Source organism: Amycolatopsis sp. YIM 10 (genome assembly GCF_009429145.1).
Lineage (GTDB): Bacteria > Actinomycetota > Actinomycetes > Mycobacteriales > Pseudonocardiaceae > Amycolatopsis.
In genome coordinates, this window is record NZ_CP045480.1 from 22,690 (window position 1) to 34,096 (window position 11,407).

Annotated in this window: 13 protein-coding genes; 5 read left to right on the forward strand and 8 right to left on the reverse strand. The window is 70.0% G+C overall.

Going from position 1 to position 11,407, the window contains the following annotated elements; genetic code table 11:
* Positions 1-8: 8 nt before the first annotated feature.
* Positions 9-710, reverse strand: coding sequence for a hypothetical protein (locus YIM_RS00120; protein WP_153028392.1), 702 nt, complete (start codon positions 708-710; stop codon positions 9-11).
* A gap of 92 nt (positions 711-802) precedes the next feature.
* On the opposite strand from YIM_RS00120, the gene YIM_RS00125 reads away from it, so the two are divergent.
* Complete coding sequence (locus YIM_RS00125; protein ID WP_153036672.1) at positions 803-1,354, forward strand: peptidylprolyl isomerase; 552 nt, start codon at positions 803-805, stop codon at positions 1,352-1,354.
* Between the two features lie 48 nt (positions 1,355-1,402).
* Complete coding sequence (locus YIM_RS00130; protein ID WP_153028393.1) at positions 1,403-2,386, forward strand: rhomboid family intramembrane serine protease; 984 nt, start codon at positions 1,403-1,405, stop codon at positions 2,384-2,386.
* Here the strand turns inward: YIM_RS00130 and YIM_RS00135 are convergent.
* Complete coding sequence (locus YIM_RS00135; protein ID WP_153028394.1) at positions 2,369-2,797, reverse strand: PH domain-containing protein; 429 nt, start codon at positions 2,795-2,797, stop codon at positions 2,369-2,371. The two genes, YIM_RS00130 and YIM_RS00135, sit on opposite strands and share 18 nt — an antisense overlap.
* Positions 2,798-2,863: 66 nt before the next feature.
* Positions 2,864-3,130: a cell division protein CrgA gene (gene crgA, locus YIM_RS00140; RefSeq protein WP_153028395.1), complete on the reverse strand. Its 267-nt coding sequence runs from the start codon at positions 3,128-3,130 to the stop codon at positions 2,864-2,866.
* A gap of 231 nt (positions 3,131-3,361) precedes the next feature.
* Here crgA and YIM_RS00145 point away from each other — a divergent pair, with 231 nt between their 5' ends.
* On the forward strand, positions 3,362-4,135 hold the full coding sequence (locus tag YIM_RS00145) for a class E sortase (protein WP_228005104.1): 774 nt from the start codon (positions 3,362-3,364) through the stop codon (positions 4,133-4,135).
* Positions 4,135-4,290 carry a hypothetical protein gene (locus tag YIM_RS48485; RefSeq protein WP_194239994.1) on the forward strand — a complete coding sequence of 52 codons (156 nt, stop codon included), beginning with the start codon at positions 4,135-4,137 and terminating at the stop codon, positions 4,288-4,290. Before YIM_RS00145 ends, YIM_RS48485 begins: the two co-directional genes overlap by 1 nt.
* A gap of 1 nt (position 4,291) precedes the next feature.
* On the opposite strand, the gene YIM_RS00150 is transcribed toward YIM_RS48485, so the two are convergent.
* Entirely contained in the window at positions 4,292-5,608 is a 1,317-nt protein-coding gene (locus tag YIM_RS00150; protein ID WP_153036673.1) for a pyridine nucleotide-disulfide oxidoreductase, read from the reverse strand.
* A gap of 147 nt (positions 5,609-5,755) precedes the next feature.
* Here YIM_RS00150 and YIM_RS00155 point away from each other — a divergent pair, with 147 nt between their 5' ends.
* Positions 5,756-6,397: an aminodeoxychorismate/anthranilate synthase component II gene (locus YIM_RS00155; protein WP_153036674.1), complete on the forward strand. Its 642-nt coding sequence runs from the start codon at positions 5,756-5,758 to the stop codon at positions 6,395-6,397.
* Here the strand turns inward: YIM_RS00155 and YIM_RS00160 are convergent.
* From YIM_RS00160 to YIM_RS00175, 4 genes are all read right to left on the reverse strand, one after another.
* Positions 6,387-7,532, reverse strand: coding sequence for an RNA polymerase sigma factor (locus tag YIM_RS00160; protein ID WP_153028397.1), 1,146 nt, complete (start codon positions 7,530-7,532; stop codon positions 6,387-6,389). The two genes, YIM_RS00155 and YIM_RS00160, sit on opposite strands and share 11 nt — an antisense overlap.
* 8 nt (positions 7,533-7,540) lie before the next feature.
* Positions 7,541-7,948 carry a YciI family protein gene (locus YIM_RS00165; RefSeq protein WP_153028398.1) on the reverse strand — a complete coding sequence of 136 codons (408 nt, stop codon included), beginning with the start codon at positions 7,946-7,948 and terminating at the stop codon, positions 7,541-7,543.
* A 158-nt stretch (positions 7,949-8,106) separates the two neighbouring features.
* Positions 8,107-10,071 carry a Stk1 family PASTA domain-containing Ser/Thr kinase gene (gene pknB / locus YIM_RS00170; RefSeq protein ID WP_153028399.1) on the reverse strand — a complete coding sequence of 655 codons (1,965 nt, stop codon included), beginning with the start codon at positions 10,069-10,071 and terminating at the stop codon, positions 8,107-8,109.
* Entirely contained in the window at positions 10,068-11,405 is a 1,338-nt protein-coding gene (locus YIM_RS00175) for a protein kinase (protein WP_153028400.1), read from the reverse strand. Before YIM_RS00175 ends, pknB begins: the two co-directional genes overlap by 4 nt.
* Positions 11,406-11,407: the final 2 nt, after the last annotated feature.

The following is an 11,407-nucleotide window of genomic DNA, read 5'->3' on the forward strand; positions in this document are numbered from 1 at the left end:
TCAGGTGCTCAGTTCTTCTTCTCGGTGCCCGAAGTGCGCTGGGCCTGCTGCCCGTTGGCACCCTGCGCCTTCGGCGGGGCGGTCTTGCCAGGTGCCGGTGCCGGGGTCGGCGCCGGTTTCGGTGCGGCGGCCTTCGGCGCCTCGGTGGTGGTCGAGGGCTTGGGGGCGGCCGGCTTGCTGCCGTCCCCGCCGGTACGCGGCGGGGCGGGAGCGATGGGCGGTTCGGGCTTGGACCGCATGGCCATCGCGGCGCCGGCCGCCACCACGGCGATCCCGATCAGCCACGGCCACTTGCGGCGCTTCTTTTCGCCCTTGGCGGCGATCTTGGCCTCGACCAGTGCGGCCTTGAAGTCCTTCTTCGCGGCCTTGAAATCCTTCTTGCCACGCCGCTTCGACTCACCGGCCGACTTCGCGGCCTTGATCGCGGCCTTCTTCGCCTTGCGGCCGGGCTTGCGCATCTCGGCGATGCGCTCGGCGGCCTCCTTGCGCGCGGTCTTGGAGCTGCGCGCGAGGTCCTTGCCGGTCTTCTTGGCCTGCTTTGCCAGCTTCTTGCTGGCCCGGCGTCCTTCCTTGCGTGCCACTTCGGCGCCTTCGGCGAGCCGGAGCTCGGCTGCCTGAGCGGCGTGGGTTCCCGCTTCCACTGCGCGCTTGCGTGCCGTGGACAGCCCGGTCTTCACCGACTCACCCACCGCTTCTGAGGCCCGGGTCATGGCCTTCACCTTCCGTCGTTTCGTTTGGCATCTGTCTGGTTCCCCTTAACCTATCGTGCCCCTTTTCCGCGGATCGCGCCGCAGATGGCACGATTGGCCCCGTGACCGAAAGCAACGGATCCCCCGCCGGTGGCGCGCGCAAGGCGACGCTGCACACCAACCACGGCGACATCAACCTGAACCTGTTCCCGGACCACGCGCCCAAGACGGTCGGGAACTTCACCGGCCTGGCCGATGGCACCAAGGAATACACCCAGCCCAACGCCAAGGGTGAGAACTCGGGCCCGTTCTACGACGGTTCGATCTTCCACCGCGTGATCGACGGCTTCATGATCCAGGGCGGCGACCCGACCGGCACCGGCCGCGGCGGCCCCGGCTACAAGTTCGGCGACGAGTTCCACCCGGAACTGCAGTTCAACAAGCCGTACCTGCTGGCCATGGCGAACGCGGGCCCCGGCACCAACGGCTCGCAGTTCTTCATCACCGTCTCGCCGACCACCCACCTGAACTTCAAGCACACCATCTTCGGTGAGGTGGCCGACCAGGAGTCGCGCAACGTGGTCGACCAGATCGCGCACACGGCCACCGGCCCGGCGGACCGCCCGCTGAACGACGTGGTCATCGAGCGGATCTCGCTGGCCTGATCCGCGGGCGCTGAAGCAGGGGGTGGATGCGGGTAAGTTGGACACATCGTGACTCAGCCCCCGTATCCCCCGCCTTCGGGGCCCGCCTACGAGCAGGCCCTGCCCACCTGCTGGTGGCACCCAAAGCGGCAGACCGGTCTGCGCTGCGTCCGCTGTGAGCGGCCGGCCTGCCCCGACTGCCTGCGTGAAGCTTCCGTCGGCTCCCAGTGCGTCGACTGCGTCCAGGCGGGTCAGGTCCAGGACCGCGCCCAGCGAGCGCAGTACCGGTCCGCCGGTTACGGCGCGCGCACGGTGGCCGGTGCCAGGGTCCAGCGGCCCATCGTGACCCCGGTGCTCATCGCGGTGAACGTGCTGGTGTTCATCGCCACCGTGGTCCAGGCGCAGAACCCGATGGACAACTCGGGCGCCGAGCTGATGACGCAGGGCGCGCTGTGGCCGTACGGCATCACCTTCTTCGACGAGTGGTGGCGCCTGGTCACCTCCGGTTTCCTGCACTTCGGCCTGCTGCACATCGCGATGAACATGCTAGCGCTGTGGGTGCTCGGGCGGGACGTCGAAGTGCTGCTCGGCCGCGGCCGGTTCGTCGCCGTCTACTTCCTGTCCCTGCTCGGCGGCTCGGCGGCGGAGTTCGTCTTCGGGTCCGTCGGGCAGCCGACGGTCGGCGCGTCGGGTGCCATCTTCGGCCTGATGGGCGGCGTGCTGATCGCGGTGTTCCGGCTCAAGCTGAACCCGACGATGGCGCTGGTGACCATCGGGCTGAACCTGGTGCTGACCTTCTCCATCCCGAACATCTCGTTCCTCGGCCACCTCGGCGGGTTCGTGGTCGGGGCGGTCGCGGTGGCCGCGCTGGTCTACGCGCCGGCCAAGAACCAGCTGACCTACCAGGTCGTCGCGCTGGTGGTGATCGCGGTGGCGCTGGCCGCCCTGTTCCTGGTGCGTGACCTGCAGCTGGCCGGCCAGGTGTGCTCGATGGTGCGCAGCACCCAGGAGATCGTCTGCCAGGACCCGGCGGGGCTACCCTCTGGCGCGTAGCGCGCTCAGCACGTCGAGCACGTCACGCGGGTCGGTGCCCAGCTCCAGCCAGCCGAGCACCAGCAGGTGCGGCGGGATGTCCTCGCATTCGATCTCGAGCGTGGGCACCTCGCGCCCGAGCCTGCGGGTCTTCACCAGGCGCACCCGGACCTGGGACCACTCGAGCCGGTGGTCGCCGGTGAGCGTGCGGACCCGGACCCCGTGCGCGTCCGCGCTCAGCTTCGGCCGGATGGCGCTCCCGTTGGCCGCGAAACCGGCCAGCGCGAGCGCGGCGACGCCGAACAGCACCGGGCCCGCGCGGTCGCCGGAGAGACCGGTGAGCACGGCCGCGGCGGCCGAGAGGGCGGCGAGCAGCCAGCCGACCCCGACGAGCGCCGCTCGCGGGGCCCAGCTAGCCGATGGGTTATCCACAGGGCTTATCCACACTGGGGACTAGTCACACGGTTGTAATTCGCTGTCAAGCCGCCATTCGGCCGATCAACGCCACTTCATCGTCATCAGCAGACCGGAGATCATCAGCGCGAAACCGATCGCGAAGTTCCAGTTGCCCAGCTCGGTCATGAAGGCGATCTTGTCGCTGGCGAGGTAGTTCACCACGAGCCAGGCCAGCCCCAGCAGCATGAGGCCGAACATCACGATCTTGTAGATCATGGGCGACGGACCGGCCGCCCGCACCTTCACCGGCGTGCGCCGGTCGGCAGGCGGGGTGTAGGCGGTCTTCTTGCGGACCTTGGACTTGGGCATCGGAGTCCTCGCTGCTCATGGGCTCGTTCGGGTGGGCCGGTGCGCAACCAGGGCCACCCTGACACGTTAACGTAATCGGGGCCGGGCAAGAACGGGGGACGACTACTCCGTCCGGCCGAGATTGGCCTGAAGGGAGCCCCTGTGGCGGTGTCCGACGACGAGCGTGAGCTCGTCGGGCCCGATTCCGGCCCGGTCAGCACGGCGGAGCGGACCGATCCGCGCTGGCGGACCGTGGTTCGCACGTCCGGTGAAGTTTTGATAACGCTCGGTATTGTCGTGCTGCTCTTCGTGACCTACGAGCTGGTGGTGACCGACTGGTTCTCCGCGGAGAAGCAGGCGAAGGCGGAAGCCACGCTCGACGACCGGTGGGCCGAGCCGCAGCGGCAACTGCACCTGGACCCCGCCGACGGCGAGGCGTTCGCACGCCTCTACATCCCGGCGTTCGGCCCGGACTACCGGTTCACCGTGCAGGAGGGCGTCGGCGCGGCCGCGCTGGAGGTCGGCCCAGGCCATTACAAGGGCACCGCCTGGCCGGGCGAGCCGGGCAACTTCGCGGTCGCCGGGCACCGGGTCGGCAAGGGTGCCCCGTTCAACGACCTCGACCTGCTGAACTCGTGCGACGCGATCGTGGTCGAGACGGCGTCGGACTTCTTCGTCTACCGGATGCTGCCGAAGCCGGAGGAGCTGGACGGCTGGGCCGAAGGCCGTGGCCGCGACCCGAAGTGCGTCGGCGTGCCGACGCTGCGGGACGTGCCCGACTACGAGGAGACCGTCGGCCGCCGGATCGTCACCCCGGATCGCGGGGACGCGGTCGCGCCGGTGCCGTACCGGGCGGACAGCGTCACCCCGCCCGCGATGCGCGCCCCGCTGGTCACGCTGACCACCTGCCACCCGCAGTTCTCCGACCGGGAACGGCTGGTCATCCACGGCGCGCTGGTCAAACAGCTGGCCAAGGCGCCGGGCGCGGGGTATCCGGAACTGCTCAAGGCGATCGGGGAAGCGTGATGTACGGCTGGATCTGGCGGCGCCTGCCCGGCCCGCTCGCGGTGCGGGCGATCACCGCGGTGGTGCTGGTGCTCGCGGTGATCGCCCTGCTGATGTTCGTGGTGTTCCCGTGGCTGGAACCGCTGCTGCCGTTCAACGACGTCGCGGTGCAGTGAGTCAGCTCCGCGACACGCGCAGCATCTCCTCGCGCTCGACCACCTTCACCCGCTCGCGGCCCTGCGGATCGCCCAGCGCGCGCTCGTGCGCGTCGAGCTTGCCCCAGCCGTCCCAGGTGGTGAACGGCACGCCGCGGTCGACCAGGAAGTCCATGATCGCGTCGGGCTCGTTGCGGGTGGCGCCGGTCAGCGTGTCGGCGTCGGCGAGCAGGCTGGCGATGGTCTCCGCCGCGTCGCCCTTGGTGTGCCCGATCAGGCCGACCGGGCCGCGCTTGATCCAGCCGGTCACGTAGACCCCCGGCACCTGGTTCTCGTCGATGTCGAGCACCCGGCCCGCCTGGTTGGGCACGGTGCCGGTGACGTGGTCGAACGGGATCTCGGCCAGGTGCGAGGACAGGTAGCCGACCGCGCGGTAGACGGCCTGCACGTCCCAGTCGTGGAAGGTGCCGGTGCCGCGGACGTTGCCGTCGCCGGTGAGTTCGGTCCGCTCGGTGCGCAGGCCGGTCACCTTGTCGTCACCGAGGACTTCGCACGGCGAGTGGAAGAAGTGCAGGTGCAGCCGCTTCGGCCGGTTGCCCGGCTCGCGGATCGCCCACTCCTGGAGCGTCTTGACCACCATATCGACCTGCTTGGACGCGCGGATCGCGGTCATCGAGCCCTCGTCGAACTCGATGTCCTCCGGATCGACGATCACCTCGACGTTCGGCGAGTGGTCGAGTTCGCGCAGCTCCATCGGGGTGAACTTGGCCTGCGCCGGGCCGCGGCGGCCGAACACGTGCACGTCGGTGACCGGGCTGGCCTTGAGCCCCTCGTGGACGTTCGGCGGGATCTCGGTGCTGAGCAGCTCGTCCGCGGTCTTCGCGAGCACCCTGGCCACGTCCAGCGCCACGTTGCCGACGCCCAGCACGGCGACGCTGGTCGCTTCGAGCGGCCAGGTGCGCGGCACGTCCGGGTGACCGTCGTACCAGGAGACGAAGTCGGCGGCGCCGTAGCTGCCCGGCAGGTCGATGCCCGGGATGGCCAGCGGCCGGTCGGCCGAGGCACCGGTGGAGAAGATGACCGCGTCGTAGAACTCGCGCAGCTCGTCCAGCTTGAGATCGGTGCCGTAGTCGACGTTGCCGATCAGCCGGATGCCCGGCCGGTCGAGCACCTTGTGCAGCGCGTTGACGATGCCCTTGATGCGCGGGTGGTCCGGCGCCACGCCGTAGCGGATCAGCCCGAACGGGGCCGGCATGCGCTCGAAGAGATCGATGTGGGTGGGTGTATCGGACTTGTCCAGGATGTCGGCGGCGTAGATACCGGCCGGGCCGGCGCCGATGATCGCCACACGCAGTGGACGGTTCAATGCACTTACCTCGTTCGAGTCGCAGCTGTGCCTACGCTTCCACGGTAAGGTAAGGCGAACCTTATTTTCATTGTGATCTGGCGTACCGTCCAGCATGTGGGCGCGGCTAAGCTGGGCGGCATGCGCGTGCTCGTCGTCGACAACTACGACAGTTTTGTCTACAACCTGGTCCAGTACCTGGCCCAGCTCGGCGCCGACTGCACGGTCTGGCGCAACGACGTGGTCGACGTCTCGCGACTCGGCGAGTTCGACGGCGTGCTGGTCTCCCCGGGCCCGGGAACGCCGGAACGAGCTGGTCAGAGCATCGAGGTCGTCCGCGAATGCGCTTCGCGGGACCTGCCGATGCTGGGTGTGTGCCTCGGCCACCAGGCCCTCGGTGTCGCCTTCGGCGCGACGGTCGACCGCGCGGAGGAACTGCTGCACGGCAAGACCAGCCGCGTCGGCCACTCCGGGGCCGGGGTGCTGGCCGGGCTGCCGGACCCGTTCACCGCCACCCGCTACCACTCGCTGACCGTGCTGCCGGAGACCATCCCGGACGAGTTCGACGTCACCGGGCGGACGGAGTCGGGCATCGTGATGGGCATGCGCCACCGCTCCCTGCGGCTGGAAGGCGTGCAGTTCCACCCGGAGTCGGTGCTCACCGAAGGCGGCCACCGCATGCTCGCGAACTGGATGGCGGGTGCGGGGCACCCGGTCGCCGACATCGTCGTCCGCGACCTGGAGGGCGCGACCCGCGCCCTCCAGAAGGCCGCTATCGCCTGAGGTCGGCGTTGAGCCGGGCGGCTTGCTTCGTCAGGTGTTCGCGTTCGGCCAGGTTCGTGGCTTTCTGGGCTGCTTCGCCGTAGAGCTGGGCGGCCATCGCCAGGTTGCCATCGCGTTCGTGGAGGTGGGCGGCGACGGCGGTGTGCCGGGGCAGCGAGTCGTCCAGGGTGGCGAGGGCGGCGAGGCCCGCTCGCGGGCCGTCGGCCTCGCCGACGGCTACCGCGCGGTTGAGCCGGACGACCGGGTTGTCGGTCAGGCGCGTCAGCTCGTCGTACCACTCGACGATCTGCACCCAGTCGGTCTCCTCCGCGGTCGGGGCGTCGGCGTGCAGGGCGGCGATGGCGGCCTGGGCCTGGAACTCGCCCAGCCGGTCGCGCGCCAGCGCCGCCTGCAGGACTTCCACGCCCTCGGCGATCGCGCCGGTGTCCCACTGGCCGCGGTCCTGCTCGGCGAGCGGGATCAGGCTGCCGTCGGGCGCGGTCCTGCTGGGGCGACGGGCGTGGTGCAGCAGCATGAGCGCGAGCAGCCCGGCCACCTCCGGGTGGTCGATCGCGGCCGCGAGCTGCCTGGTCAGCCGGATGGCCTCGGCGGCCAGGTCGACGTCACCGGAATAGCCCTCGTTGAAGACCAGGTAGAGCACGCGCAACACGGTGCCGACGTCGCCGGGCTGGACGAACCGCATCCCGGACACCGTGCGCTTGGCCCGGCTGATGCGCTGCGCCATGGTCGACTCGGGCACCAGGTAGGCCTGCGCGATCTGGCGGGTGGTCAGCCCGCCGACCGCGCGCAGCGTCAGCGCGACCGCGGACGACGGCGTCAGCGACGGGTGCGCGCACAGGAAGTAGAGCTGGAGCGTGTCGTCAACGGCGGACACGGGCTCGGGCGCCGGCTCCTCGTCCACCACGTCCTCACGACGGCGGCGTGCGGTGTTCGCCCTGGTCATGTCCAGGAACCGCCGCCACGCCACGGTGACCAGCCAGCCCTTCGGATCCCGCGGCGGGTCCGACGGCCAGACGCGGATCGCCTCCACCAGCGCGTCCTGCACGGCGTCCTCGGCCGCCGCGAAGTCGGCTCCGCGGCGGACGAGGATTCCGAGCACGCTCGGCGTGAGGCCGCGGAGCAGTGCGTCGTCCATCTACCCGGTCACTCCGTGATGGCGGGCGACACGCCGTAGAACGGGCGCAGTTCGAGCCACTCGTGGATCGGGTCGCCGTTCGCCCCCGGCGCGGCCGACAGCTCCCCGGCCAGTTCGACGGCGCGCTCGTAGCTGTCCACGTCGATGATCATCCAGCCGGCGATGAGGTCCTTGGTCTCGGCGAACGGCCCGTCGGTCACCGGCGGGCGGCCCTCACCGTCGTACCGGACGAAGGTGCCCTCGGGGGAGAGCGCCTGCTCGCCGACGAATTCGCCGGTCTCCCGCAGCCGGTCCGCGAAATCACGCATGTACTGCAGGTGCGCGGAGATCTCCTCCGGCGTCCACTTCTCCATCGGCACGTCGTTGACCGCCGCCGGAGCGCCGCGGTAGTGCTTGAGCAGCAGGTACTTGGCCATCGTGGTTCTCCTCGGTGCTGGTGCGCCCCATTCTGGTCGCTTCACCGCGGGGACGGAGCCGATCACCGGATCTCGACATCAAGGCCGGAACTTTTTTCGGCCCGATACGCAAGAGGGGCACCGCCGACTCGGCGGTGCCCCTCGACTGCCACGGATCGCTAGCTGCCCGGCAGACCGGGGATGGACGGGCCACCCGGCTGGTCCCGCTTGCCGATGTACAGCGTGATCGTCTGGTCCTTGGTGATCGTGCTGCCGCTGGTCGGGTCGCTGTTGGTGACCCGGCCCTCCTGGTCCTCGTCGTTCACCTCGTCCTCGAGGGTGACCAGCTGACCGCTCCAGCCGGCTTCCTTCAGTTCCCGCTTCGCCTGGTCCAGGGTCGCGCCCTGCAGGTCGGGCATGGAGATCTGCTCCTTGGCCCCGGTGGACACCTCGAGCGTGATCAGGGCGCCCTCGTCGACCGTGCCGCCGACCGGGTTCTGCGCGACGACCTCGTCCTTCGGCTTGTCCGAGGTGACGTCCTTGCGGGTGACCTTCAGCTTCAGGTCTTCCAGCGCCTTCTTCGCCTCGCTGAACTTCTTGCCGACCTGGCTCTGCGCCAGCACCTGGTTCGGCCGCTTGCCGACGGTCAGCTTGATCGAGGTGCCCTGCTCGGCCTCGACGCCCGACCGCGGGTTCTGCTCGATGACCTTGCCGTACTCGTTCGGGTCCCTGGTCTCGACCTCTTCGACGCTCGAGTCGATCTCGAAACCGGCCTTCTTGGCTTCGTCGGCCGCCGGGCCCTGCTCCTTGCCGACCAGGTCGGGCACCTTGACCTTCTGCGGCGCGGTGCCGATCTGCACGGTCACCACGGTGCCCTTGGCCACCTCGGCGCCCACGTCGGGATTGGTCAGCACGACCTTGCCGATCAGGTCGCTGCTGCACGGCGGCTCCGTGCCAGCCTGCGCGGCCTTGCAGATGACCGGTTCCTTCTTCGGCTCCAGGCCGGCCGAGCGGAGCGCGTCCATCGCGGTCGCCTCCTGCTGGCCCTTGACCGCCGGGACCGCGACCAGTTCCGGCTTCTGCTCGAACACGTCGGCGAAGTACAGGATCGCGCCGACGAGCAGCACGCCGACCACGGCGAGCGCGGCCAGGATCTTGTTGCGCTTGCTGCGTCTGGCCCTGTCCTCCGCGACCGGGTCGTAGTCGTCGGCGGCGTACCCGTCGTCGTAGGCGGCCGGCGGGCGACGGCTGTTCATCACCTGCGTGCGCTCGTCCTCCGACATCACCATCGGCGCGAGCGGGTGCTGGCCGGACAGCGTGCGGACCATGTCCGAGCGCATCTCGGCGGCCGACTGGTACCGGTTCGCCGGGCCCTTGGCCAGCGCCTTCAGCACCACCGCGTCCAGCTCCGGCGACACCGCCGGGTTCACCGACGACGGCGGGTTCGGGTCCTCCCGGACGTGCTGGTAGGCGACCGCGACCGGCGAGTCACCGGTGAACGGCGGCTCCCCGGTGATCAGCTCGTACAGCACGCAGCCCGCGGCGTAGACGTCGCTGCGGGCGTCGACCGACTCCCCGCGCGCCTGCTCCGGGGAGAGGTACTGGGCGGTGCCGATCACCGCGGCGGTCTGCGTCATCGCGGACTGGCCGTCGTGGATGGCGCGGGCGATGCCGAAGTCCATCACCTTGACCGCGCCGTTGGTGGTGATCATCACGTTGGCCGGCTTCACGTCGCGGTGGACGATGCCGTGCCGGTGCGAGAAGTCCAGCGCCGCGCAGACGTCGGCCATCACCTCCATCGCGCGCTTCTGCGACATCGGACCCTCGGTCTTGACGATGTCACGCAGCGTGCGCCCGGAGACGAACTCCATCACGATGTAGGGCAGCGGACCGTACTCGGTCTGCGTCTCGCCGGTGTCGTACACGGCGACGATGGCGGGGTGGTTCAGCGCGGCGGCGTTCTGCGCCTCCCGCCGGAACCGCTCCTGGAACTGGGGATCCCTGGCCAGATCGGCACGCAGGATCTTGATCGCGACCTCGCGGCCGAGGCGTACGTCATGCCCATGGTGAACCTCGGACATGCCGCCGTAGCCGAGCGTGTCGCCGAGCTCGTAACGATTGGAGAGCAGTCGGGGTGTGCTCATCGGTGCGTGCCGTTCCGTTCCATCCATGTTGGGTCCATCATCCCTGGCAAGCCGTCGTCTCCGGGTGAACGCACCGAACCCTCCGTTGCGTTGTCCCCGCCCTCGTTCTGACCCGGCCCCGGTTGGGGCGTGTGGTGCGGCGGGCCCTGGCTGGGCTTCGCCGGCCGTTCCACCGTCGGCTCGTACCCCGGTTCACTGGTCTCGACGTTCCCCGACGGTGTGGTGCGCTCGGGACCGCTCAACAGCTTCGGAACCACCAGCGCGGCCGTCACCAGCACCGCGACGATCACCAGTGCCAGCAGGATCCACAGACCGGTGTGACTGCGCCGCCGTGGCGGGACCATCGGCCCGACCCCGGTAGCCGGGCCGGGCTGGTGCGCCGGCGGCGGTACCGGCTGGATAGCCGGGTGCGAAACGGGACCGACCGGCGCGTGCGAGTTTACCGGCAACGGCTGGCCGGAAGCCTGCGCGTAGGCCGAGGCGAGCCCCAGCGGCGTCGGCAGCGGCCGCCCCGCCCGGACCGCGGCCACCGCGTTCGCGAACTCGCCGCCGTTGTTGTAGCGCTGCCGCGGGTCCTTGACCAGCGTCGCCTCGATCAGCGCGCGCAGGCCGGGCGGTACGTCCGGCGGCAACGGGGGCGGGATGTCGCGGATGTGCATCATGGCGACCGTCACCGCGTTCTCGGACAGGAACGGCCGGTATCCGGTGAGGCACTCGTACCCGCAGACCGCCAGCGAGTAGACGTCACTGGCGGGTTCGGCGGCGTGGCCGAGCGCCTGCTCCGGCGCGATGTAGTGGGCGGTGCCCATAACCATGCCGTTGCGGGTGACCGGCGCCGCGTCGGCCGCCTTGGCGATGCCGAAGTCGGTCAGCTTCACCTGACCGGCCGGGGTGACCAGGATGTTGCCCGGCTTGACGTCCCGGTGGACCAGCCCGCGCTCGTGCGCCGCCTGCAGCGCGCGCCCGGCCTGTTCCAGCAGGTCCAGGGTGAACTCGGGGGAGATCCGGCCCTGCTTGGCCAGTATCCCGGCCAGCGGGTCGCCCTCGACCAGCTCCATCACCAGGTAGGCGATGCTCAGCTCGTCGGCGACGGTCTCGCCGTAGTCGTGCACCGCGGCGATCCCGGCGTGGTTGAGCGAGGCCGTCGTCCTGGCCTCGGTGCGGAAGCGGTGCAGGAACTCCGCGTCCCCGGACAGCTCCGCCTTGAGCACCTTCACCGCCACGGTGCGGTCGAGCCGGGTGTCGCTGGCCTGCCAGACCTCACCCATGCCGCCGACCGCGATCCGGCTGGTGAGCCGGTAGCGCTCGGCGAGCAGCTGACCCGTGGACAGCATCG

Bases quoted from the DNA above. Each gene is read 5' to 3' on its own strand.
- YIM_RS00120 (WP_153028392.1), bottom strand. From the start codon at position 710: ATGACCCGGGCCTCAGAAGCGGTGGGTGAGTCGGTGAAGACCGGGCTG.
- crgA (WP_153028395.1), bottom strand. From the start codon at position 3,130: ATGCCCAAGTCCAAGGTCCGCAAGAAGACCGCCTACACCCCGCCTGCC.
- YIM_RS48485 (WP_194239994.1), top strand. From the start codon at position 4,135: ATGTACGGCTGGATCTGGCGGCGCCTGCCCGGCCCGCTCGCGGTGCGG.
- YIM_RS00155 (WP_153036674.1), top strand. From the start codon at position 5,756: ATGCGCGTGCTCGTCGTCGACAACTACGACAGTTTTGTCTACAACCTG.
- YIM_RS00160 (WP_153028397.1), bottom strand. From the start codon at position 7,532: ATGGACGACGCACTGCTCCGCGGCCTCACGCCGAGCGTGCTCGGAATC.
- YIM_RS00165 (WP_153028398.1), bottom strand. From the start codon at position 7,948: ATGGCCAAGTACCTGCTGCTCAAGCACTACCGCGGCGCTCCGGCGGCG.
- pknB (WP_153028399.1), bottom strand. From the start codon at position 10,071: ATGAGCACACCCCGACTGCTCTCCAATCGTTACGAGCTCGGCGACACG.
- YIM_RS00175 (WP_153028400.1), bottom strand. From the start codon at position 11,405: ATGCTGTCCACGGGTCAGCTGCTCGCCGAGCGCTACCGGCTCACCAGC.